Raw genomic sequence first — 22,741 nt, forward strand, 5'->3', positions numbered from 1 at the left:
CTCCTGGTCCACTCATCTCGGGCACTCATTTGGCACTAGGCACCTGACCACGCGATCGCTATCTTTTTCACCATGACTGCACCCGAACCTGAGGCTGTCTCGCGTCGCACCGTGATCGGTCTCGCGTGGGCCACTCCAGTTCTTGCTCTCGGCGTTGCCGCGCCCGCCATGGCAGCGAGTCCAGGGCAGCCGGTCACCCTCTCTGCGAACACGAGTGACGCCACGCGGTTCCCGATTTCACTCACGACGACGGAGGGCCTGGCGGCAGGCACGACCTTCGACGTGGACATCGACGGCACTGCGAATCAGTGGGCCCTCAACTCCTCGGGAACGACTCCCGGCACATGGGTCTGGTCCCGATTGGGCAGTCGCGGCGCGCGCTTCACCTCGACAGCTTCGGCTCCCGGTACGTACGAGTTCGTTCTGGGTCTCGCAGGCATCGCTTCCTATTCAGGCACGATCCTCACGGTCACCACCCCGGAAGGGCAGGAGCTCACAAGGGTCGTTCTCTGATTCTTTGCACTGGATGACTTGCCACGTTCGCAACTCAGTGGATCGAGTTGCGATCGTGGCAAGTGACTTCGAGGATCAGACACCGGATAGCCAGGCCAAGTCGCCCAGCCGGGATCAGGCGCAGGCTGCGCTCGACGACCTCGGGCGCGACAGTCAGGGGCTGGCTGCTCGCATCGTCACGCCATGGTGGTACCACCCAGCTCTTGGGGTGATCACCGCGATCTTCGCGGGCGCGCAGGCGCTTCCCGGGGCGTGGCCAATGGTGCTGCTCGTGCTGGGGATCGTCGCGATCCCGATCCTGACCACGACCTACTCCCAGCGCTTCGGAGTGGTCGTGACGAAGCCGGCCGGCCCGCGAAGCAAGCGCCTGCTCCTGGCAACGCTTGGTGTGCTCGTCGCCGCGATGATGTCGAGCCTGGCCTTCAAGTTTCTGAGCATCGACCCGTGGTGGGCGCTCATCCCCGCTGGGGTCACCTTCGTGGCCACCGTCATCCTCGGGCGCCGGTACGACGAGGCTCTCCGCCAGGAGGTCGCCGCTCCGAAGGTGGCCGGAGCGTGACGGCCGGTCGCGCTCCCGCGTTCAACGAGGTCATCCATGCGCCGCTGCGACTGCGGATCTGCGGACTGCTCCGGAGCGTCGACGAGCTGGAGTTCTCGGTCGTTCGCGACGCGCTCGCCATCGATGATGCCAAGCTCTCGAAGCACATCAAAGTGCTGACCGACGCCGGTTTCGTGTCGCTCCGCAAGGAGAGGTCGGCCAGTCGAGCCGACTCAAGGCGTCTCACCTGGGTCAAGCTCACGCCGATCGGTTCCACCGCGGTGGAAGCCCACCTCGCCGCGTTGACCGCTATCGCGAACGGTGCTGATTTCGACGCCACTCCGGGTTAGGTGTAGTCACCAAGCCGAGACGGCTCCAGTGCTCGGAGCCGCGAAGCGACTCGCGGGCTCGAAGTCTGGGGTCGTTGTCTGCCGCTGAAATTGTTGAGCACCGGGCTTCGTTGCTGTCTCGCACGGTGCGTAGCGGTCTCTCCAGCTCCTCATCGTGGCCCGGGGGCGTTCTTAGGGGCACCACGATCTTCTTGGTGATGAGGCGGATTAGGGTGAGTTCATGAGTTCAGTGACCGTCATTCCGAGTGTGCGCGAGGCGGTCAGCGACCCACGGATCCTTCTCTTCGGCCGACTCCTTGGGGCCGCCAATGGGTGGGAGCATCTCCTCGCCAAGGAGCTCCAGGACGAGACGGGTCTTGAGCACACCCTGTTCGAGCTCCTGGTCGTCGTCGGGAGGGCTGGCCCAGACGGCATCGCGGTCCGAGATATCGCTCAGGCGCGCGTGCTCACGTCGGGAGGTGCGACTCGGCTCGTGCAGCGCGGCGTGCAGCGCGGCTTCGTCACGCGCAAACCCTCGACGGAGGATGCGCGCGTCCAGCTGGTCAACCTCACCGAGGAGGGGGAGCGGATGCTGTTGCACTCGAGTGCTGTGCACGCTGCCAACATCGAGCGGACGCTGCTCGCGGTGCTTCCGGAAGAACACCGCGCGGCATTCGCTGCCTCGGTCGAGGCGCTCAGCAAGGAAGCTGCGCGGGCGCTGCCCATCATGCCCTGACCGGGGCGGAGTCATGCCGCGAAAGTTCCGGGAATAGCTGACTGCTCAGCTAAGTTGCTTCTTGTGTGCGGCAGACGCTGCACAGCCAAAGAAAGCGATCACCGACCATGACACTCTCCTTCGAAGTCTTCGATCTCAACTTCCCCGTCGGCTCCCTCAACAAGTCCGCCGTGCTCGTCACCGGTCCAACAGAGGCGGTCCTCGTCGACGCTGGCTTCACTCGAGCTGACGGGCACCGGCTTGTGGCTGCGATCCTCGACTCCGGCAAGACCCTCACGACCGTGTTCGTCAGTCACGCGGACCCGGACTTCTACTTCGGCCTTGAAGTCATCGCCGAGGCGTTCCCCGAGGCAATCGTCACGGCGACCCCGATCGTCATCGAACACATCTCGGCCTCCTTCGAGGGCAAGCTCAAGGCCTGGGCCACGCTCGGCACGAACCTGCCGACACGCCTCCCCGAGATCTCACCGCTCACCTCCGACACCATCACGGTCGACGGCGAAGAGCTCGAGCTCCGTGGCGGCTCCGAGCTCCTCCCCGACCGCCAGTACCTCTGGTACCCCGCGCAGCGCGTCATCCTCGGCGGTGTTCTCGTGTTCCAGCAGGAGCACGTCTGGACCGCAGACACCGCCACGCCCGAACTGCGCTCGGCCTGGGTCGACCAGCTCGACGCGATGTCGGCCCTCAACCCGATCACCGTCATCCCAGGTCATCGCCTGCCCGACACGGCGAACGACGCGAGCGCACTTCGGTACACCCGCACCTACCTCGACACGTTCGAGAAGGTACTGGCTGAAACCACGGACGGCGCTGCCGCCACTGCACTGCTGAACCAGAAGTACCCCGACTCCGGGATGGGCATCGCAGCTCAGATCGGGACCAAAGTTGCCAAGGGAGAGATGACATGGGGCTGAACCAGAGCACAAACGACGACGAAAACGAGATGACGAGCGCTGCACCGCGGGATGTGGTCCGCCGTCAGTACCTCGCCTCAGCGGCGGGCGACCTCGACGCGCTCCGGGCCACCCTGGCCCCCGACGTCGAGTGGACCGAAATGGCAGGATTCCCACTCGCAGGGACGTACCGAACGCCCCGAGGGGTGACCTCGAACGTCATGGAAGTCCTTGGTGGCGACTGGGAGGACTGGACTGCCCACGACGATTCCTACATCGTCGAGGGGGAGAATGTGGTCGTGCTTGCGCGGTACACCGCAACCCACCGAACTACGGGCAAGGCGCTGAACGCACGGGTTGCCCACCATTTCGTGGTTCGCGGCGGACTCATCGTGCGGTTCGAGCAGTTCGTCGACACTGCCCTGGTCGCGGAGGCGGCAGCAGGTTAACTCGGCGCAACGGTCGACGTGAGCTGGGGCGTCTTGTGCTGTGCGCGAGGCGCCCTGGCCTCGGGGTCGGGTCCCTAGAATCACCCCATGACGCAGCCGACCTTGCCGCAGTCACCTCGCGACGTGGCAGAGCCGAGGCGGGCTCATGGGTGGTGGCCACGCACGTCCCCCCTCTTGGGCTCATCCGATGCGCGCGGCGTCACTCGCTGATGCACTCGCGCATGTCGTCCCAGACCGACGCCACGCACTCCTCGAGCGGGCGATCCGTGGGTCCCGCAAGCCATCGGTCCATCGCGAGGTCGAAACAGGTCACGGCAAGAGCGGCTAGCGTGCGCGACCAGCGAGGGGCGGTGCCACGTTGCTCCAGCGACTCCTTGATCGCGAGGGCGAGGTGGTGGCTCTGCAGGAGATCGCGCTCGTGCAGTGCCGGCTCGCTGCGGACGATCAGGCGCCGACGAGCGATCGACTCTCGCCAGTCCTGAATTCCGCGGGATGCCGCAACGAGTCCCGCGCGCACAGTGGCTGCCCCGGCGGTTTCGGGCGGAACCGAGCTCATGAAGTCGCTGACAGCTTGGGGGAACTCGCGATCTCGGAGGAAGAGGACATCGCGCTTGTCGGCGAAGTGGCGGAAGAACGTCCGAGTGGTCAGATCCGCGGCTGCGGCGATCTGGGGCACCGTCGTTGCGGCGAAACCCTGTTGTTCGAACAGGAGTACCGCCGCACGTTCGAGCCGAAGTGCGGCGTCGGGGGACCATCGAGGCATACGAACATGATGTCATGAAGTGTCGTCAGGTGTACAGTGACGGCACGAGATGTCATCACCTGTAGGGAGCGGACGGTCATGAGAGAAAACACTGCGGCGTGGATCGATGCCCCATACGCCGACCTGACGATCCGAGACGCACCCGCACCCAAGCCAGGCCCGGGGCAGCTGCTGGTTGCAGTGCGCGCACTGGCAGTGAACCCCTTGGATGCGATCATCCAGTCCAACGGGCGGCTGATGTACGGGTGGCTGCAGTACCCGGTGATCCTCGGCGAGGACGTCGCGGGTGTCGTCGTCGAGGTCGGAGAGGACGTGGGCGCCTTCGAGGTCGGCGATCGCGTCACGGCGTACGCGATCGGTTTGGAGAAGGGCCGCGACGCTGTCTCCGAGAGTGGCTTCCAGGCATACGCCGCCGTTGACGCGAACCTCGCCGCCGCTCTGCCGGACGCCGTGGCATTCGAGGAGGCCGCCGTCCTCCCACTCGCGCTGTCCACGGCCGCAGCCGGGCTCTTCGAAACCACGCAGCTGGGGTTGGACTACTCCGGCCTCGGGGACTCAGGGTCTCGCGACGAGGTCGTCGTGGTGTGGGGTGGCGCGACGGCCGTGGGAGGCAACGCCATTCAACTCGCCAGAGCGGCCGGCTATCGAGTCATCACGACTGCCTCCCCCCGCAATCACGAACAGATGAAGCGGTTGGGAGCCGAGGCGGCATTCGACTACCGGGACGCGGATGTCATCGACCGGATCATCGAGGCTGTCGGCGGGTCCGTCGTCGCGGGAATCCTGGCCATCGCCGTGGGGTCGGCCGAACCGTGCCTGAAGATCGCTCGAGCGACCGGGGCGACGAAGATCGCGATGGCGAGCCCACCCGTGTCGTTCTATGAGCAGCCCCGTCGAGGTGGCCTTTCCCTCACCCGGATCCGCCTGCTCCTGCGCTTGGGAACACGGAGCGCGCTCCTGCAAGTACGCAGCCGTGCCCGCAACATCAGGGCCTCGTTCATCTGGGGAAGCGCCATCTCGACCTCTCCCGTTGGTGCGGCTATCTGGGGGAGCTACCTCCCCGAAGCTCTCGCATCGGGCCGGCATCGCGCCTACCCGGATGCCCACGTTGTCGGAGACGGCCTTTCTGCCCTCCAGGGAGCGATCGACACGCTCCGCGGTGGCGTGTCAGCTCAGAAGCTGGTCGTCACCCTGAACGACGCTGCGTCGGGGGACTCCTGATCACCCGGAGAGCACGAGCCCGCCGGACCTCACGCGGCATTGCGCGCTGCTTCGTCCGCTGCGCATGGGAGGGGAGCACGCGTCCGCTCGGTAGCGTCTGCCCAAGGCGTCCTTCAATCCTCACGGGGGTCGTCCTGCCCGCAGCATGGCGAGAGTGGCAGCCCGTTTGAGCCGGGCCAGATGCGTGGAGCCTCGTGCTGCGGGCGCGAGGCTCCCACCTGCACTGCAGCCGGGGTGTCGCGTAGCCCACGGGTTTTGCGATGTCTCACTCGGCCGGACTGGTGGAGCGAGACACTCCGAACCCGTCTCCGTCATTCAGGGCTGCGCCCGATGTCGGTCAGCCGGCCGTACGCGAACAGCTAGCGCGCCGTTCGGCCTACGCTCGTCAGATGAGCCCATTCCTTCCTGGTGCCCGCGGAATGCAGCCCTGCCCGAACTGCGGCACCCACGTCGTCCAATCTGACCGGTACCCCGAATACCTGTGCCTCGAATGCGAAGCTCGCGCAGTAGATGCGAACGGTGCACGCGTGACTGGATCGAACGCGTCGTTCAGCGGCGGGTTCGTGTTGCACTGGCCGAACGGCGAGCACGAACCGCTGCCCTGCATCTCGGCGCGGGTGTGGGTTGATGGACGCGAGTGGGACTACTCCGAGGCACGATTCGGTGGGGTCCTGATCACGCCAGTGCGAGAGCGCTAACCAACGTCACGCCTGTGAGGCTCTCTACTATGAGCAAGTGACCGCACGTCTTCCGACCGGCCTGGATCGTCAGTGCTGCATTCAGGCCTTGAGCGATGGGTTTTGAGGTGTCTCACGCGGCAGGGCACGAGATCGACACGTCTCGGCGTGCGAAGGCAACACGACGACTGCTCATCGCGTCTCGCAACACTTGTGGATTCCCTCAGGTGCAGAGCATGCAAGCTGGTTTCATGCCATCAAGCAAGGAGAGAAAGATGCTCACGCTGCTTGTGAGCTTAGGAGCAGCGGTCACGCTTGTATGGCTCACGCTGACCAGCGGAATTCTGGGGCACGTCTTCGATCCAGGCTAGGGTGACTCGCTGCGAGAGTTTGCTCGCGAAACCCATGGGTTTCGGGATGTCTCACGGCGTGAGCGTCATGCCGCTACTCGGCGGGTTGTCCTGGGGTTGCCTTCGGCCGAGCATCCTGGCTGGTGATCGTATATCGACCGCTTCGCACGAGTGACTCGATCTGCCGCACGACTCTCCAGTCTGCTGGTAGCTCGAGAACCTCTGACCTCAACTCCATTACCCGACCACTCACGGCGTCATCGCCTTGTAGGGCAAGCACGGACTGCGCAGTGAGGTCTGCGGTTACGGAAAGAGGGTCGAGGACTAGCCCAACACCAAGTCGTTCCACCCTGTCGGCAGTGAAGGGCTGGTCGGCCCCTCGGCAGAAGGAGCTGACTGGCCCCTCCCAGGACAGAACCCTTGAACTTGTCACTGCCTCCGTGATGAAGAACGACGTCGGCTTGGGGCAGGAGCTCTCCGAGATTCACGTACTGCTCGACTCGAACATGCGATGGCTGCGGACCGAACCGGGCCGGGTCGAGATTGCGCCCGACCGCCACCACAGACCGAGCCTTCGTCTGTTCGAGCGCAAGCAATATCCTCTCAAAGAGGCCGCCGGACTCAGTGTTGAACTCCGTTCCGGGCGTGGCTACAACCAGCCCACTCGGGCTCGGAGCGATCCATTTGGCGGGTGCCATCCACCGGTGTTGGAGGGAACAGGGGAGCCAGGCGCTCGCATGTCGGGGGCGAATGGGATAACGAACAGATCACCTCGATGGGGGATTGGTCGATCTAGCCCGAGAGCGATCCGCAGGCGATCGAGCGCACCCGCGATCTGCTCATCCCTGACCAACACACCGAGGCGATCACAGAAACAACCACGACCGGAATCCCTGCGCGAGCTGCAACACCCATTGCGCCGAAGTCCAACTCGTCACATACGAGGACGTCTACACCCGGCAGGAGTTCCTCCACTGCTTCCGCGGATTCAAGAGCAGCGCGACCTGCGAAGTGGTCGGCAACTACTGCTACCTCCCCGTCGCGATCAACCGTCAGCAGCGGCGCGATGTCGCTACTGGCTCGTGTGCGGCCGTCGGGCAATGACTCTCGTCAGCCAGTGCTTCGAGGAGAGGGATCTGAGGCAAGAGATAACCGGCACCACCCACAAAAGAACAGAGATGCACGGCCCCACAGCTAGAACGCTGCTCATAAACCCATGGGCTTGGGACATGCCTTCTGCCGGAATTGGCCCCGGAGTCGATCTCACAGACACGATTGAAGCGAAGCGCGCATGGTGGGTGGAGACTGCCCTGAAGCCGACTGGTGGTAGAGACGAACAGGTGTCCAGTACCTGTGCGATGTTCGGCGACTGGCAGCTGCTGCGGAATGTGCCGGGGCGGTCGGCATTGCAGTCCCGCATCAACGAGTAAGTCGGCGCGCTGCACTTAGGCTGGGCGATGGCCTGTTGGAAGGATGCTCAAGTGACTGATCTGCTCTCCGAGATAGACCGAAGAATCGTCGGTGCCCTCCAGCTCGATGGCCGCGCTCCTTGGAGTGCAGTAGCCAAGGCGCTCGGGGAGCCGCTCCGCACAGTGGCGCGACGTGGTCGTGACCTGCTCGAGACCGGGACGGTCAGAGTAGTCGGGCTCGCCAACTTGGGTCCAACCTGCGTCATCGAGATCACTTGCGCGCCGAACCGTATCGAAGCACTCGCAAGAGAGCTCGCGGAGCACCCAGGGGTCGTCTACCTCCTGGTGCTCGCAAACCCCTCGAGCCTGCTGGTGGAGGTGCATGAGAAGTCCTTCGATCTCGCGACGATGACTCTGCACGTGATCCCCTCATTCGAGGGTGTTCAGGAGATCTCGGCCACACCGGTCTTGCGATACTTCAAGACAAACGCACAATGGCGCCCTGGCCTGCTCGTTGAGCAGGAGTCGAAGCGCTTGGCCGGCCCTCAGGCCCCTGAGGAGTCCACGGCTGAATCCGAACAGCTTGGAGCGCCGGACCAAGCTATCGTCGATGCGCTCGAAGTTGACGGGCGAGCGTCGGTCGCGGAGCTCGCTGCTCGGGCTGGTATCACGGAGCCGACTGCGCGGCGCCGCCTGAACGAGCTTCAGTCACGCGGGGCGGTCGCGATTCGCGCGCTCGTGGACCCGCGGTGTCTCGGCTTCCCAGTCGAGGCTTGCCTGCGCATCGCGTGCTCACCAATTCATGCCGACGACATCGGCGCGAAGCTGGCCGCCGTCCCGGAAGTTCGCTACGTGGCGCAAGTGCTCGGAGAGTATTCGCTGGTCGCCCACGTGAACTCGGGGGATCTGCCGAGGCTTCGAGCGATGCTCACCGGGCCGTGGACCGCCGACGTTCGTTCGCTTCGCGCGTCGCTGGTGACGCGCGTCTATAAGCGAAGCGGGCACAGCGTTCCGGTCATCTAGGCCGAAAGTGTAAAAATCTGCATAACTCTTGGCAGATATAACAATCTGTGGTTGACTCCCTGACATTCAGGGAAAATCTCACCGATTGGAAATCATGGACGCCTTGGTCGACCTCTCCGCCGTTGAACTCCGCGCCGCGCTCGATCGGCGAGAAGCTTCAGCGGTGGACGCGGTGTCCGCGTGCCTGGCGCAGATCGAACGATCGTCGGTCGTCAACGCCGTGGTCACCGTCGATGCTGAGGGCGCACTTGCCCGAGCCCGTGAGCTCGATGCTCACGGGCCTAGTGCAGACCTTCCCCTCTTCGGCCTCCCCGTTGGGATCAAGGACACCCATACGACAGGCGGGCTCCGCACCACGTACGGGTCCGTCAGGCACTCCGAGCATGTCCCTGACCACGACGCCCTCCACGTGGAGCGGATGCGCGCAGCAGGTGCCATTGTCATCGGCAAGACGAACGTGCCGGAGTACGCCGCCGGTTCACACAGCGTCAACCGAGTCTTCGGCGCGACACGGAACCCCTACGCGCTTGACCGTTCTGCTGGTGGGAGCAGTGGTGGGGCAGCTGCCGCGCTCGCAGCAAGGCAGGTTGCGCTTGCGGACGGCAGCGACATGGGCGGGTCGCTACGGAATCCAGCATCGTTCTGCAATGTCGTCGGCTTGCGCCCATCTCCAGGCTTGGTACCCCCAAGTGAAGCCTCGAACTTCCTCACGCCCCTGACCACGGTGGGACCGATGGGGCGAACAGTTGACGACGTAGAACTTCTGCTTTCTGTCATCGGCCGTCCTCATACTCGTACTCCCGTCGCTGCGCCTCAGCTGGGCGAGCCCGGAAGGCATGTGCCTTTGGTGGGCTTGCGAGTCGCCTGGGCGCCGGATCTCGGGGGGCGTATCCCCGTCGAACCTGATGTGTTGCGTGTGCTCGAATCGATGGTCGCCCTGCTCGACGACAACGGAGCGCACGTGTCGCTGGCGAGTCCCGAGCTCGACGGTGCGACGGAGGCATTCATGAAGTTGCGCGCCGCTGAGTTCGAGTCAGAGTGGGGCGAGGCCGCCGATGCCGATCCGGAGGATTTCAACGAACTCCTCACCTGGAACATTCGTCTTGGTCGCACACTCAGCGGACGAGACATCATGCGGGCCCAGGAACGCCAGAGTCAGCTCATGCGTGAAGCCACTCGATTCCTCACCGAGTACGACGTCCTGCTCGCCCCGGCTGCGACCACGGCACCGTTCCCGATCGACTGGGACTATCCGCGGTCAGTTGCCGGAGAGGCCCAGGACACCTACCTCGACTGGATGCGAGCCGCCACCATGATCACGATGCTCGGGACCCCCGCGCTTTCTCTGCCCGCCGGCTTCACTGACGACGGTCTCCCGATTGGCGTGCAGATGGTGAGCGCATTCGGTTCCGATGCGCGATTGCTCGGAACTGCCAGGACCTTCGAGTCGCTCACCGGCTACTCGTCCCACAAACCGACCCTCTAAACGCATCACCGAGGCTGCAAGGAGCATCATGACCCCAAGACTTTTCACTCCCGGGAGGTTCGCGATCGTCAGCGTTCCAGCCCTCGGGTTCTTCGCAATACCCTTCCTTCCATTCGCCGTCGAGCCGACCCTGTGGTTCGGGCTGCCTGCTGTGCTCGTCTGGAGTGCGTTGATGGTGCTCCTCTCGGTTGCCGCCCTGCAGATCGTAGAAGTGCTGTACAAGCGGGCTGGCGGAGCGGAAGCGGATGCCCAAGAAGCAGACCGCTTCGCCACCCAGCAGATCGAACAGATTCGAGCCACCCGCATCGCCGCCGAGGAAGCGGAGGGGGTCCGATGATCGTCACCGTCATGATCATCGGTGGGATCATCGCCATCGGTGGCCTCGGCCTCGCCAGCCGTCGCCGTCAGAAGAGCATGAGCAATTGGACAGTCGGCGAGCGAAGCAACCCGAAGTGGACATCGTGGTTCCTTCAAGCCGGGGAATCGCTGACGACCTTCAGCTACCTGGGCTTGGCGGGGATCGCCTTCGCGGGTGGAGTCAGTTCGACGTTCGCGATCGCGTACCTGACCATCTCCTGGCTCGGTCTGTACTTCGTCACGCCCAGAATTCGTGAGCTCGGTCAGCGCCGCGGCTACCTCACCATGGGTGATTTCTTCGAGGATCGATTCCGGAGCCGCTGGCTTGGCCGGGTTGTCGCGCTCATCGGAGCACTCGCCCTCATCCCGTACCTGCAACTGCAGATCACCGGTCTCGGCCTCATCGTCGAGCTCGCAACCGGAAGCACGAGTGCGCGCGGGCTCAGCATGGTGATCGCGAGCATCCTCGTCGCCATCTTCGTCGCCTGGTCAGGGATCAAGGGCATCGCTCGCGTCGCAATCCTGAAGGACATCCTGATGGTCGTGGCTATGGTCGTCATCGCGACGGGCCTCGCGATCTCCTTCAACGGGATCCCGGGCATCTTCGCGAGAATTGCTACAGAAGCCCCAACGCTCCTCACGATGCAGGTGGACGGGTACGACCCGGTGTTCTTCGTCACCGCGACGCTTGTCACGGTGATCGGATCCAGCTTCAACACGCTTCCTCACCTGTGGCCGCCCGTTCTCGCTGCCAAGAGCGGGGAAGTTCTGCGCAGCAACGCGAAATGGCTGCCGATCTACCAGCTTGTCCTGTTCCTGCCGATCACCGTCGGGCTCGCAGCAGTCCTCGTGCTGCCGGAGGGGACGACCGGAAACACTGTGCTGCTGACGATGTCCGGCGAGATCCTTCCTGACTGGCTTGTCGGTGTCGTCGCGATCGCAGGTGCATCAGCCGCCATGGTTCCCGCTTCCGCGATCGTCATGGGCATATCCACGCTCATCACCCGCAACGTCATCGGCACGCTGCGCCCCGCACGACAGATGACAGTGAACTACCTGGTGATCGTCGTCGCGATTGGCTTGGCGCTGGCCTTCGGTCTCGTTCGTTCTGACATCGGTGCCCTCCTCCTGCTGACCTACGGTTGCACGACGCAGTTCGCCCCCGCGGTCGCCATCGCGTTGGCGAGGCGAGTGAGAGTTGGTGCGTGGCCCGTTGGGCTCAGCATCATCACCGGCTCCCTCACGGTCGCGGTGATCACCTTCGCGGAGATTCCCCTCGGAAGCTGGGACTCTGGTCTCATCGCCCTTGCTCCGAACCTGCTCGTGCTCGTAATTGCCGAGGCCGTCAGGCGTGCCCGCGGTGGCGGAGATGTGACACAGGTTGCCATCGAACCCGCTGCGCACCTGCAGGCGACAACCCACTAGTTCGACGAGGTTGCAGCCGCGGATGGGGAAACCGCCGCGGCTGCGGCCCGACCGCCGCCTCTTGGCAGGAAGGCGACACCTCCGTCATGTCCCATGAGCCACGCCCGGGCATCCTCATCTTGTGCTGCCTCGGTCTCCTCACCGGGGTGCTTTCGGGCACCTTCGGCGTGGGAGGGGGGATCATCCTCGTACCCGCACTCGTCGCCCTCCTGCACTTTGATCGACGCCGCGCAGCGGGCACATCGGTGGCAGCCATCTTGCCAACGGCCGTGGTCGGAAGCGTGAGCTACGCAGCTCAAGGGCAACTCGACCTAGGCATGGCGCTCTGCCTCGCTGTCGGCGCTGCGGTGGGCGCGCAACTCGGAAGCTACCTGCTGAGCAGGCTTCCGACGCGGGCCCTTACCTGGTCGTTCATCATTTTCCTTGCTGTCGTGGCAGTGAGCTTGTGGTTCGTCATTCCGAATCGCGGCACCGAGATCCACCTCGACCTCTTGGCTGTGGTGCTGCTCATAGTTACCGGCGCCTTCGCCGGCGTTCTCTCTGGCCTGCTGGGCGTCGGCGGCGGGGTAGTTGTCGTCCCGATCCTGATGCTCGCTTTCGCGGCCAGCGATCTCACCGCGAAAGGCGCTTCATTGTTCATGATGATCCCGGGCGCTGTCTCCGGCACGATCGGGAACACGATGCGCAAGAACGTCGATCTGCGGGCGGCGGCGGCACTTGGCATCGCTGCCAGCGCCGCGTCACCCTTCGGAGCGATCCTGGCCGCGACACTCTCACCCTTCATCGCAAACATCGCCTTCTCCGTGCTCCTCGCCGCCATCTGCGTGCAGATGGCCTGGAGCGGACTTCGACGTGAGCAGCGAAGAGACGACCGCCCCCAGGCTCAATAACCAGAATCCATAGAAAGCACTTGCCTGCCCCAAGCGGGCCATCCGGAAACCCATGAACTTGAGACGTCTCGCTCCGGGACGGTGGAGCAGATTCCAGCCCTCTCGTTGTAAGTGCGGAAGATGCACTCCGTGGAGCACCTGTCGTCGCGGTCAGGACAGTCGGCAAGGCCGTGATTTGCAGCCGTGAGTCGTTCTCGGAGCTCGTCCAGCCGTGCCCGTTTCTCATCGATCTGTCGTACACGTTCAGCGAGGAGTGGCCGAAGCTGCTCGCGCACGTCGGTGCAGGAGTCGACCTCCAGGGAAGCGAGGTGTCTGCTGATGTCAGCGAGGGGGGAGTCCGAGCTCTTTGCTCGCTTCGATGAGATCGAGTCGGTGCAGGGTGGCGGCGTCGTAGTCCCGGTAGCCGTTGCTGGAGCGGTGGGGTGTGACGAGGCCGATGCTACTCGTAGTAGCGCAGCGCGGTCGCGCTGATCCCGCTCCGCCTGCTGACCTCAGAGATACGCATGCCGGGAGCTTACGAGCGCGGAACGGGCTTGACCTTCGAGCGGGACGAACGTTTACCGTCAAGCCGTGCCCATCAACTTCACCTCGAACCCCGTCTCGTGACGCGCCTCGTCGCAGTCCTGGAGCGCCGCCAGATCGCCTTGTACCTCGCGGCAATCGCCGCTGGCGGCGCGCTCGGCCTCCTCGTGCCCGGGGTGCACCATCTCGAACTCGCGATCGAACCGGTGCTCGCGCTGCTGCTGTTCGCGACGTTCCTGGGCGTCCCGTTCGCTGCCATCGGGAGGTCACTTCGCGATGGCTGCTTCCTCGGGGCCGTGGGGGTCGTGAACTTCGTGATCGTGCCACTCGTCGCCTTTGGACTGTCGAGGTTCGTGGCGGACGAGCCCGCGTTGCTGTTCGGAGTGCTGCTGGTGCTGCTCACGCCGTGCATCGACTACGTGATCGTGTTCGCCGGCCTGGCGGGCGGCGCGTCCGACCGACTGCCTGAACAACCGCTTCCGGACCGCGAATCGAAGTCGCTCCGCAACAGAGGCGGCATTGCGAGACCCATGGGTTTCGCGGCGTCTCACGACGGCATCTCAGGCGCCGACGCTGAGGCGGAGGCATGACCACTGGGAAAAGCTAGGCAACCCCGACTCGGACTCAGCGCACCATCAAGAGCACGTCGCGAACGAGGAGCCGCGCATATTCCTCGTCGACAGGAAGGGCGAAGACGACATGGTGATAGAGCGGTGCGACGATGTGGTCAAGGATCTGCCCGACGGTCGGCGCTGCTTGTCCACGCCCTGATGCCCGACGCACCATCTCCGCTGCCTGGTCGCGCCGCCGCTCCATCACGGGGCAACTCGAGACGATCTCAGCGCGCGCTGCCACCATCGCTCGCAGATACCGTGTGCGGTGTGGCCGTGCGATGTCCTTGGTGATGATGAGTGCCCACTCCGTGAGATCCGTCTCGAGGGCGCCTGTGTCGGGAATCTGGTCACCCTCTCGCGTCAGCGCCGCGACGGAGACCTCTTCGAGCAGAGCGTCGACGTCGTCCCATCGGCGATACAGCGTGGTCGGGTTGACTCCTGCGCGCTCGGCGATGAGCGGAAAGGTGATCCTCTCTGTTCTTTCACCGACGAGCTCGCCGACGGCGGTGTAGATCGCGTTGAGAACTCTCGCGCTCCGGCCACCGGGCCGGGTCGACGCTGCAACAGATGACATGATCAGATTATCGCAAAGAAATTTGCTATAACCAACACCGACGCCTATGTTTAAAGCAAAGATCGTTGCTTTACGACGGAGGTATCGTGCTCTCACGCCCCATCTCATTTGCGCTCGCTGGCCTCGCCGGTGCGGCGACGCTGACCGCAGCATCGGCTCCGTCTCCGCTCTACCCCGTCTACCAGCAGCTCTGGGGCTTCTCATCGTTCACCTTGACGGTCATCTTCGCGGCCTACGTCGTCGCGTTGCTCGTCGCTCTGCTCACGGTCGGTTCGCTGAGCGACCGGATCGGGCGTCGCCCCGTGGCGTCGGCCTCTCTTGTTCTGCTGACCCTCGGCATGGTTCTCTTCGCAACGGCCGACAGTACGGGCGCTCTGGTAGCGGCGCGACTCGTGCAGGGCTTCGCGGTCGGCGCCGCCACCGGCACCTTCACGGCGATGATCATCGACAAAGCGCCGAGCGCCCGCTCCGGTTCGCTGGTCAGCAGCGCGGTCCCGTCATTGGGAATCGCGTTCGGAGCCGTGCTCGCCGGCGCGTTAGTCGAATTCGCGCCCTTCCCTCGGCAGCTGGTGTTCTGGATCCTGGCTGTCAGCTATCTGGTCATCGCCGCTCTCATCTGGCTGGTTCCAGAACGCGTCCGGCCAGACAGCCCCACACCCCGCTCGATCTGGCGGTCGCTCCTGCCGAGCATCGGGCTTCCTCCCGCCGCAAGAAGCATCTTCTTCGCCCTTGTCCCGTCGATCGCCGCGACCTGGGCCCTAGGCGGCCTTTGCCTGTCACTCGGGTCGTCAATCCTCGGCACCGTACTCGGCGTGCAGAGCCACTTCACCATCGGCCTCGTGCTCGGGGTCTTCTTCGTCGCCGGTACGGTCGGCACGGCTATCTCGGCATTTCTCCCCCCGCGCCTGGGCACACTGTTCGGCTACGGAGCACTGATTCTCGGGGTGCTGATCACGATCGCGGCACTCGTCATGGCCGATACGCCGCTGTATATCGCCGGTTCGGCGATCGCGGGTCTCGGTTTCGGTGCGACCTTCCGCCTCGCCGTCGGCGCGCTGGGTGAGGCAGCTCCGGATGCGGAGCGTGGACAAGTTTTCTCGACGATGTACATCGTCAGCTATATCGCTTTCAGCGTCCCGGCGCTGGTGGCGGGCCTCGCCGTCGAGCGCTTCGGTCTCGAACCCACCGCGGTCGTGTACGGGGCGCTGGATGTCGCCTTGGTTGTGATCGCGATCGTGGCTGGTCTCGTCAGGGCCCGTCGTCAGGCTGCGGTGGTTCCGGATGGCGCCAGCGCCTCCCAGCCACAGCCAGTTTCGCGCTAACCGATCAGTGGTTCACCAAGCCACGCCACACGACGCACATGTCCGCAAGGCGCTCGGCCAAAGTACGCCTCGACCTTTGCCGCGTCGCAGCGCCTGCAAAGTTATTGGGATGCCCGCCAGGTGCCGCTCTGCGACACGACCGAGCGTCTCGTATCCCGTGGGTTTTGCTATGTCTCACTGGCAGGTATCTCCGCCCGAGACCTCGACCGAGGAGGGGCGATGCCTTGACCGGCCGATCTGACAGCTGACGTGGGACCCTGTTCTCATGATCCGAGTGGCGTGCAGCGTGACAGAACTCGAAGAAGACGGCGAGATAATCGCAGTTGGCGACAGAATCGAACGCCTAGCCGAGAAGGCGACCTGGCAGTACTACGGCAACGAACTCGACGAAATCTGTTGGCACTTCGACCAGTACGCTCCGCTACGCAGTACGTCGCCATGGTCGATCCTTGGAACCGTTGCATCGATAAGCGCTGTCTACGTCAGACTCGCCCTGACAGGCGCTCGAGAGCAGATCCTTCGCCCGGAACCCGGATCATCACATCTCGAGGAAGTTCTTACAACACGGAACACGCGAAACCCTCAACGAGAACACGAGCAACGCGAACTGGCGAAGCACGACCCTCCGGCAGGTGCGACTGGCTGGTACGGGCCCGACACTCTCCAAGCGCACGAAGGTGACGAGAATCTGACCGGGTGGATCATCACGCTCGTCGACGAGCGAATACATCCAGCCGACCCCTGGGTCCTCTGATTCTCAGAACTCTAGGGTTTCGCGTCGAACCTGGTGAGACACCCGGGTGGGGGAGTGGTCGTCTGGAGTTCGCTGAGGTATTCGTCGTGACGGTCGCGTTGATCACCGACCGATAACGGTGCTTCTCGTGCCACCCACCGTCGCAGGGCGCCAACGGCGACACTGGCGCCGACCTGGGTGCTCCACGCTCTCGTGAGGGCACCGCCGTAGCGGCGGCCCACGAGCTCAGCCGCATGCCCCGTCCGCAGAGATGCGCTCGGAATGCTCGATCAGCCGCGCTCGAGATGATCGCCCAGATGCCGGTAGATCGTCGGCCGGGACACCCCAAACGTGTCCGCGATCTCTTGGACCGTGTGCCCACCCTCGTCGTACATGGCCCGGGCCTGCCGGACCTTCGTGGGCGTCATCTTGAACTTCGGCCCACCCTTACGCCCACGAGCGCGAGCTGCCGCGAGACCGTCGTGGGTGCGCTCCACGATGAGGTCATGCTCGAACTCCGCGATCGCCGCGAGCATATGGAAGAACAACCGACCACCGGGAGTCGTCGTATCGATCCCCTGAGACAGGGCCTTCAATCCAATGCCGCGCTGCTGCAGCTCATCAGCGACCTGCTTGAGGTTCCGCACCGACCGGCCGAGCCGATCGAGCTTCGTTACCACGAGCGTGTCACCGTCCCGCAGATACGACAGCGCGTCCGTCAACGCCGGCCGCTTCGCGAGCGTCCCCGATGCATGCTCGACGAAGATCTTCTCGCAGCCGGCCGCCTCGAGCACGTCGGTCTGCCCCTCGGGATGCTGATCCCGAGTCGAAACGCGCGCGTACCCGACTAATGCCATGCCTCACTGTAACGCGAACGCCGCACCCGTTACATAGATCGCGGACATGGGCCATGAGACACGAATCGCCGATTACAGTCGCAAGACCGGCAACCGTCTCATGAACGTTCGTTCCTGAGGCAACGCTTGCGATGGACCATTCGCGGAAGGGTACGGATCGCATCGCTTGATCGCGTGCTTCTGGGACCGCTCAGTGGCCGACGAGGAGGGCTTCGCTGGCGGCATCGACGACCTCTGGGGTGGGGGGGGCTGGACGCGTTCAAGCTGAGCGCTTGTCTACGACGGCACCACCCGTGGCGTCACGCCCTGCGTCGGTGCGGAACGGATACCCCGCAGCGCCACTTCGACGTAGCGAGCAGATGCAGGTTGTTCCGAACCCGGCGAGTGAGCAATCACCCCGGCGTTTCCGTACAAGATCGCCAAGACGTCATCCAGGGTTATGTCCAAACTCAGGACACCGGAGCCGGGTGCGTGCTGCGTGACGGCGGCGAAGATCGAGCTGATACCTCCGGTGGCATCTGTATGGGCCGCTTCGCTCACCGCGTCGGCGATCGCGCCTGCAAGTCCGGGCTGCGTGGCCTGGTGCGCCGCGCACGCGCGAATCGCCTCGGTGAACACCTCCCACGGGTGGATTGCCGAATCGGGATCGGTTGCAGTATCGCGTAGCTCGGCGAGCTCCTCGGCAACAATCTCGCGGATGAGGTCCGCCTTTGTGGGGAAACGGCGTTGCGCCGTCGCGAATCCGACCCCCGCCCTACGCGCGATCTCAGCCATGGAAACGTGGAGTCCGTCCTCGCCGAACGCCTCGCGCGCAGCGGTGAGGATCAGTGCCCGGTTTCGTGTTGCATCCGCCCGCAGGCGGCGAGGCGCATGTGCCATGCCCCGCCCTCTCTCCTCGTCGCGATCCATGTCAGCGGCCCGCTGCTAGTAAGTGGTGAGCGATTGCCACTTTATGCTACCGTGCCCTAAGTGGAGAAGCCCCACCACTTATGGGTGCTATGAGGAGAACCAGATGGAAAAGAGCATGCGCGCAGTCGTGTTCGACCGCTACGGCGGCCCGGAGGTGTTGCACGAAAGACATGTAGCGATGCCAGTGGCGCGAGCGGGCGATGTCGTCGTGCGAGTCGATGCCACATCGGTCAATGGTGCCGACCTGATGCTCAGGTCGGGCAAGCTTGCGCTCGCCACCGGCCGACGCTTTCCCAAGCAGCTCGGTATCGACTTCGTCGGAACCCTGGTCGAGGCCGATGCGGCTGCCGATCTTGACGGTCTATCGATCGGCGACCGAGTGTGGGGGGCTGTGGACCCACGACGAGGACCTCGCTCGCTTGCCGAATGGGTGAGCACACCTGCAACCCAGATCGCCCGGGCGCCCAGCAACCTGACTGCGGAGGAGGCTGTGACACTCATCGCGGGCGGCACGACTGCCCACACTGCTCTAGTCCATCACGCCAAGGTGCAACCCGGCGAGCGGGTGCTCGTGCGCGGTGCGGCGGGTGGTGTCGGGAGCGTGGCAGTGCAGCTCGCGAAGTCTCTCGGAGCTACAGTGACGGCACTCGCCAGCGCGTCGAGCTCGGAGTTCGTCCGCAACCTGGGAGCTGACGCGGTGATCGACTACCGGGCAACATCGCCAGCACAGCTAGGCGCGTTCGACATTGTCTTCGATGCGCACGGGAGCAGTCTCTTCTCCTTCCGGCGTCTTTTGGCGCCAGGGGGCAGGATGGTCTCGATCGCGGTCGACGCGGACGCCCCGATGCGGGGCCTACTCGCGATCGCCGCCAGCGGGGTCTTCGGTTCCAGGCGCATCCGTTTCTTCCGCGGCAACCCTGGTCGGCTCGACCTCGAACTCCTCACCACTCGAGTCGAGCGGGGCGAGCTCCGGCCCGTGCTAGACAGGACATTCTCGTTGTCTCGCGCCGCCGAAGCTCACACCGCGCTCGAAGCCCGGGGGGTTCAGGGCAAGCTCGTCATCACGACCTCCGCCTGAGCCGCGCAAGCTCCGACGCCACTGAACGCTCGCAGCAGCACGCCACCAAGCGATGCGATCCACAACCTGATGCTCGCCCTGATCATTCGAGTGCACATTGGGGGGCCGGCTTACGTGCAGCAGCGGTGGCAGATAGCACCGCGAAAACACGGCCACTTGGCTCTGCGATTGACAAGCTTCCCTCATGGGGTCGCCCTACGCGATTCTCAAAACCATGTGTCACAACTTCATCAACGGACTCGTGTAGCCGCCGTCGGTTTTGCGACAACTCTAAGTCCGCATACCAGGCGCGCTGGCCCGGCCATCACAGCGCGCCGAATAAATTTTCGAAACCTTCCACTCAGCGGAAGCCCCCGCCCACTGCATCCACCCGCCCCGCACACTCGTCTCATCCTTCCCAACGACGAGAGGCGTTCGATGACGAGCGACGAGAGCCACGGTCAGAGCACCGAGGCAGGCGAGAGCACCGCGACGGGCGTACGCCAGTCCACGCAGGTGGCGATCATCGGAGCAGGGCCCGCTGGCCTGCTGCTCGGCCACATCCTCGGCCAGGCGGGAATCGACTACCGCATCCTCGAGGCGCGCGACAAGGACTACGTGCTCGGGCGCATCCGCGCCGGCGTGCTCGAACAGGACTCCGTCGACCTCCTCGGCAAGTACGGCCTCGACGCCGACCTCAAGACCAACGGCCTCACCCACCACGGCATCTACCTGCAGCACGAGGGCGAACGCCACCACATCGACTTTGCCGAACTCACCGGCCGCACCGTCACCGTCTACGGCCAGCAGGCGCTCGTCCACCACCTCGTCGCCGAACACGAGCGGCTCAGCTCGCAGCTCATCTTCGAAGCCACCGACGTTCAGCCGACCAAGATTGAATCGGCGCAGATCGACGGGGAGCGCGCATCCGTCGCCTACACGGCCCCGAACGGCGAGCGCATCACCCTCGACTGCGACTACATCATCGGCGCCGACGGCTACCACGGCGTCTGCCGCCGCACCTTCCCCGAAGGCACCCTCGAGGTCGCCGAACGCGTCTACGACTTCGCGTGGCTCGGCATCCTCGCCGACGTCGCCCCCTCCACCGACGACCTCATCTACGCGCTCCACCGCGACGGCTTCGCCATGCACTCCATGCGCTCCACCACCGTCTCGCGCCTCTACCTGCAGGTCAGCCCCGACGACGACATCGCCAACTGGAGCGATGAGCGCATCTGGGAAGCCCTCCAGACGCGCCTCGGCACCGAGGGCTGGACCCTCACCGAAGGCCCCATCACCGAGAAGTCGATCCTGCCCATGCGCAGCTTCGTCGTCTCCACCCTCAACTACGGGCGCCTCTACCTCGTCGGCGACGCCGGCCACATCGTGCCCCCGACCGGCGCGAAAGGCCTCAACTCGGCCATCGCCGACGTCGCCCTCCTCGCAGAAGCCCTCCAAGCCCACTACGCGGGCGACGACACGGGCCTCGAGCAGTACAGCGACAAAGCACTCGACCGGCAGTGGAAGGTGCAGCACTTCTCGCAGTGGATGACCGACATGCTCCACGTGCACCCCGCCGACGGATCCGCCGAGCAGAGCGCCTTCGACTTCCAACGCCAGCTCGGGCAGATCCGCTACGTCACCTCCTCGCACGCCGCCCAGGTCAGCCTCGCCGAGCAGTACGCCGGCCTCCCGTTCGTGGATGCACGATGAGCGCCCCGCAGGAACAGCCAGAGCAGCTCGACGGCCCCGTCGACTCGCTGGTCACCCAGGCGCACATCTCGCAGCAGATCGCCGACATGCACACCGCGCACGCCGACGACACCCGCAGCCACCCGCTGCGCGACTTCGCGCCCTACCGCTCCGTCGCACTGCGCCACCCCACGCACGAGCTCGTGCGCGCCGACCCCGAGGAGATCGAACTCGTCTCTCCCGCGTTCGGACACACCGACGTCGCCGCTGAGGAATCAGACCTCACGATCCAGCACAACGGCGAACCCATCGGCGAGCGCATCATCGTCTCCGGCCGCATCCTCGACGGCGAAGGCCGCCCCGTGCGTGGCCAGCTCGTCGAGATCTGGCAGGCGAACGCCGCCGGACGCTACGTGCACAAGCGCGACCAGCACCCCGCCCCGCTCGACCCGAACTTCACGGGCGTCGGCCGCATCATCACGGGCGACGACGGCGAGTACCGGCTCACCACCATCAAGCCGGGTGCCTACCCGTGGAAGAACCACCGCAACGCGTGGCGCCCCGCGCACATCCACTTCTCGCTGTTCGGCACGCAGTTCACGCAGCGCCTCATCACGCAGATGTACTTCCCCGGCGACCCGCTCTTCGCGCTCGACCCCATCTACCAGTCCATCGTCGACCCAGCCGCACGCGCAAGACTCGTCGCGAACTACGACCACGATGTCAGCGAGCACGAGTGGGCGATCGGCTACAAGTGGGACATCGTGCTCACCGGCTCGAAGTCCACGTGGATGGAACCGGAGGACACCGACCATGCCTGAACCCACCACCACTGAGGCGGTACCGCTCGGCCAGACGCCGTCGCAGACCGTCGGCCCCTTCTACGGCTACGCCCTGCCCTACGAGCGCGGCGGCGAGATCGCCGCCCCCTGGCGCCCGGACGCGATCCGCCTCCACGGCACCGTCACCGACGGTGCAGGCGAGACGGTTCCGGATGCCATTCTCGAGCTGTGGGGGCTCGACGCCGACGGCCAGCCGGTCGCGCAGCGCGGCAGCCTCGAACGCGACGGCTACACGTTCACGGGCTTCGGCCGCGCACCGGCCGACCGCGACGGCCACTACTCGTTCACGACCATCAAGCCAGGGCGACGGGATGCGGGAGCCGCCCCCTACCTGCTCGTCACGATCTTCGCGCGGGGCCTCCTCCACCACCTCTTCACGCGCGCCTACTTCGGCGATCAGCCCGCAGAGAACGAGGCAGACGCCGTGCTCGCCGGCCTGGCCCCCGAGCGCCGCGCCACCCTTATCGCGACCCCGGATGCACACGGCAGTTACCGCTTCGACATCCGCCTCCAGGGCGACGGCGAGACGGTCTTCTTCGACTTCGGCCAGGAGCTGTGAC

General features: G+C 64.8%; 24 protein-coding genes. 19 read left to right on the forward strand and 5 right to left on the reverse strand.

Annotated features, from left to right (window positions below):
• Positions 1 to 72 precede the first annotated feature (72 nt).
• The 6 genes from ITJ67_RS04140 (at position 73) to ITJ67_RS04160 (ending at position 3,458) form a co-directional block, all read left to right on the forward strand.
• Positions 73 to 513 carry a hypothetical protein gene (locus ITJ67_RS04140; RefSeq protein ID WP_194676839.1) on the forward strand — a complete coding sequence of 147 codons (441 nt, stop codon included), beginning with the start codon at positions 73 to 75 and terminating at the stop codon, positions 511 to 513.
• 55 nt (positions 514 to 568) lie between these two features.
• Positions 569 to 1,072: a hypothetical protein gene (locus tag ITJ67_RS20180; protein WP_228502281.1), complete on the forward strand. Its 504-nt coding sequence runs from the start codon at positions 569 to 571 to the stop codon at positions 1,070 to 1,072.
• A complete protein-coding gene (locus ITJ67_RS20185; protein WP_323741382.1) occupies positions 1,069 to 1,401 on the forward strand; it encodes a transcriptional regulator in 333 nt (110 codons plus the stop codon). The genes ITJ67_RS20180 and ITJ67_RS20185 overlap by 4 nt, the downstream gene beginning before the upstream one ends.
• Before the next feature lie 220 nt (positions 1,402 to 1,621).
• Positions 1,622 to 2,116: a MarR family winged helix-turn-helix transcriptional regulator gene (locus tag ITJ67_RS04150; RefSeq protein WP_194676841.1), complete on the forward strand. Its 495-nt coding sequence runs from the start codon at positions 1,622 to 1,624 to the stop codon at positions 2,114 to 2,116.
• Between the two features lie 107 nt (positions 2,117 to 2,223).
• A complete protein-coding gene (locus ITJ67_RS04155; RefSeq protein WP_194676842.1) occupies positions 2,224 to 3,030 on the forward strand; it encodes an MBL fold metallo-hydrolase in 807 nt (268 codons plus the stop codon).
• A 29-nt stretch (positions 3,031 to 3,059) separates the two neighbouring features.
• Positions 3,060 to 3,458: a nuclear transport factor 2 family protein gene (locus ITJ67_RS04160; RefSeq protein WP_228502282.1), complete on the forward strand. Its 399-nt coding sequence runs from the start codon at positions 3,060 to 3,062 to the stop codon at positions 3,456 to 3,458.
• Positions 3,459 to 3,657: 199 nt separating this feature from the next.
• Here the strand turns inward: ITJ67_RS04160 and ITJ67_RS04165 are convergent, their stop codons facing one another.
• The gene (locus tag ITJ67_RS04165) at positions 3,658 to 4,221 is read right to left on the reverse strand and encodes a TetR/AcrR family transcriptional regulator (protein ID WP_194676844.1); all 564 of its coding nucleotides are present in this window, start codon (positions 4,219 to 4,221) and stop codon (positions 3,658 to 3,660) included.
• 78 nt (positions 4,222 to 4,299) lie between these two features.
• Between ITJ67_RS04165 and ITJ67_RS04170 the strand changes: the two genes are divergently transcribed.
• The 6 genes from ITJ67_RS04170 (at position 4,300) to ITJ67_RS04195 (ending at position 13,059) form a co-directional block, all read left to right on the forward strand.
• The gene (locus tag ITJ67_RS04170; RefSeq protein WP_194676845.1) at positions 4,300 to 5,442 is read left to right on the forward strand and encodes a zinc-binding alcohol dehydrogenase family protein; all 1,143 of its coding nucleotides are present in this window, start codon (positions 4,300 to 4,302) and stop codon (positions 5,440 to 5,442) included.
• A 2,508-nt stretch (positions 5,443 to 7,950) separates the two neighbouring features.
• On the forward strand, positions 7,951 to 8,901 hold the full coding sequence (locus ITJ67_RS04175) for an Lrp/AsnC family transcriptional regulator (RefSeq protein WP_194676846.1): 951 nt from the start codon (positions 7,951 to 7,953) through the stop codon (positions 8,899 to 8,901).
• A gap of 220 nt (positions 8,902 to 9,121) precedes the next feature.
• The gene (locus tag ITJ67_RS04180; protein ID WP_323741390.1) at positions 9,122 to 10,387 is read left to right on the forward strand and encodes an amidase; all 1,266 of its coding nucleotides are present in this window, start codon (positions 9,122 to 9,124) and stop codon (positions 10,385 to 10,387) included.
• Between the two features lie 28 nt (positions 10,388 to 10,415).
• Positions 10,416 to 10,724: a hypothetical protein gene (locus ITJ67_RS04185; RefSeq protein WP_179557730.1), complete on the forward strand. Its 309-nt coding sequence runs from the start codon at positions 10,416 to 10,418 to the stop codon at positions 10,722 to 10,724.
• On the forward strand, positions 10,721 to 12,169 hold the full coding sequence (locus tag ITJ67_RS04190; RefSeq protein WP_194676848.1) for a sodium:solute symporter family protein: 1,449 nt from the start codon (positions 10,721 to 10,723) through the stop codon (positions 12,167 to 12,169). Before ITJ67_RS04185 ends, ITJ67_RS04190 begins: the two co-directional genes overlap by 4 nt.
• An 86-nt stretch (positions 12,170 to 12,255) precedes the next feature.
• Complete coding sequence (locus ITJ67_RS04195; protein WP_194676849.1) at positions 12,256 to 13,059, forward strand: sulfite exporter TauE/SafE family protein; 804 nt, start codon at positions 12,256 to 12,258, stop codon at positions 13,057 to 13,059.
• Positions 13,060 to 13,498: 439 nt separating this feature from the next.
• Here ITJ67_RS04195 and ITJ67_RS20410 read toward each other — a convergent pair whose 3' ends face one another.
• The gene (locus ITJ67_RS20410) at positions 13,499 to 13,564 is read right to left on the reverse strand and encodes a MerR family DNA-binding transcriptional regulator (protein WP_194676886.1); all 66 of its coding nucleotides are present in this window, start codon (positions 13,562 to 13,564) and stop codon (positions 13,499 to 13,501) included.
• Between the two features lie 97 nt (positions 13,565 to 13,661).
• Here ITJ67_RS20410 and ITJ67_RS19615 point away from each other — a divergent pair, with 97 nt between their 5' ends.
• The gene (locus ITJ67_RS19615; protein WP_416362303.1) at positions 13,662 to 14,171 is read left to right on the forward strand and encodes a hypothetical protein; all 510 of its coding nucleotides are present in this window, start codon (positions 13,662 to 13,664) and stop codon (positions 14,169 to 14,171) included.
• 34 nt (positions 14,172 to 14,205) lie between these two features.
• On the opposite strand, the gene ITJ67_RS04210 is transcribed toward ITJ67_RS19615, so the two are convergent.
• Positions 14,206 to 14,865, reverse strand: a complete 660-nt coding sequence (locus ITJ67_RS04210; RefSeq protein ID WP_323741383.1) for a TetR/AcrR family transcriptional regulator — start codon at positions 14,863 to 14,865, stop codon at positions 14,206 to 14,208.
• On the opposite strand from ITJ67_RS04210, the gene ITJ67_RS04215 reads away from it, so the two are divergent.
• Positions 14,856 to 16,091, forward strand: coding sequence for an MFS transporter (locus tag ITJ67_RS04215; RefSeq protein WP_323741384.1), 1,236 nt, complete (start codon positions 14,856 to 14,858; stop codon positions 16,089 to 16,091). The genes ITJ67_RS04210 and ITJ67_RS04215 overlap by 10 nt on opposite strands.
• A 286-nt stretch (positions 16,092 to 16,377) precedes the next feature.
• On the forward strand, positions 16,378 to 16,845 hold the full coding sequence (locus ITJ67_RS04220; protein WP_194676851.1) for a hypothetical protein: 468 nt from the start codon (positions 16,378 to 16,380) through the stop codon (positions 16,843 to 16,845).
• Between the two features lie 269 nt (positions 16,846 to 17,114).
• Here ITJ67_RS04220 and ITJ67_RS04225 read toward each other — a convergent pair whose 3' ends face one another.
• On the reverse strand, positions 17,115 to 17,681 hold the full coding sequence (locus ITJ67_RS04225; RefSeq protein WP_194676852.1) for a recombinase family protein: 567 nt from the start codon (positions 17,679 to 17,681) through the stop codon (positions 17,115 to 17,117).
• A 276-nt stretch (positions 17,682 to 17,957) separates the two neighbouring features.
• On the reverse strand, positions 17,958 to 18,590 hold the full coding sequence (locus ITJ67_RS04230) for a TetR/AcrR family transcriptional regulator (protein WP_194676853.1): 633 nt from the start codon (positions 18,588 to 18,590) through the stop codon (positions 17,958 to 17,960).
• Positions 18,591 to 18,693: 103 nt separating this feature from the next.
• Between ITJ67_RS04230 and ITJ67_RS04235 the strand changes: the two genes are divergently transcribed.
• The 4 genes from ITJ67_RS04235 (at position 18,694) to pcaG (ending at position 22,740) form a co-directional block, all read left to right on the forward strand.
• Positions 18,694 to 19,668 (forward strand): NAD(P)-dependent alcohol dehydrogenase, encoded by a 975-nt coding sequence (locus tag ITJ67_RS04235; RefSeq protein ID WP_194676889.1) that lies wholly within the window; start codon positions 18,694 to 18,696, stop codon positions 19,666 to 19,668.
• A 417-nt stretch (positions 19,669 to 20,085) separates the two neighbouring features.
• The gene (locus ITJ67_RS04240) at positions 20,086 to 21,360 is read left to right on the forward strand and encodes a 4-hydroxybenzoate 3-monooxygenase (RefSeq protein WP_194676854.1); all 1,275 of its coding nucleotides are present in this window, start codon (positions 20,086 to 20,088) and stop codon (positions 21,358 to 21,360) included.
• On the forward strand, positions 21,357 to 22,160 hold the full coding sequence (pcaH, locus tag ITJ67_RS04245; RefSeq protein ID WP_160074782.1) for a protocatechuate 3,4-dioxygenase subunit beta: 804 nt from the start codon (positions 21,357 to 21,359) through the stop codon (positions 22,158 to 22,160). Before ITJ67_RS04240 ends, pcaH begins: the two co-directional genes overlap by 4 nt.
• On the forward strand, positions 22,153 to 22,740 hold the full coding sequence (pcaG, locus tag ITJ67_RS04250; RefSeq protein ID WP_194676855.1) for a protocatechuate 3,4-dioxygenase subunit alpha: 588 nt from the start codon (positions 22,153 to 22,155) through the stop codon (positions 22,738 to 22,740). The genes pcaH and pcaG overlap by 8 nt, the downstream gene beginning before the upstream one ends.
• Position 22,741: the final 1 nt, after the last annotated feature.

It is taken from the genome of Pseudoclavibacter sp. VKM Ac-2867, from assembly GCF_015351275.1.
GTDB lineage: Bacteria > Actinomycetota > Actinomycetes > Actinomycetales > Microbacteriaceae > Pseudoclavibacter.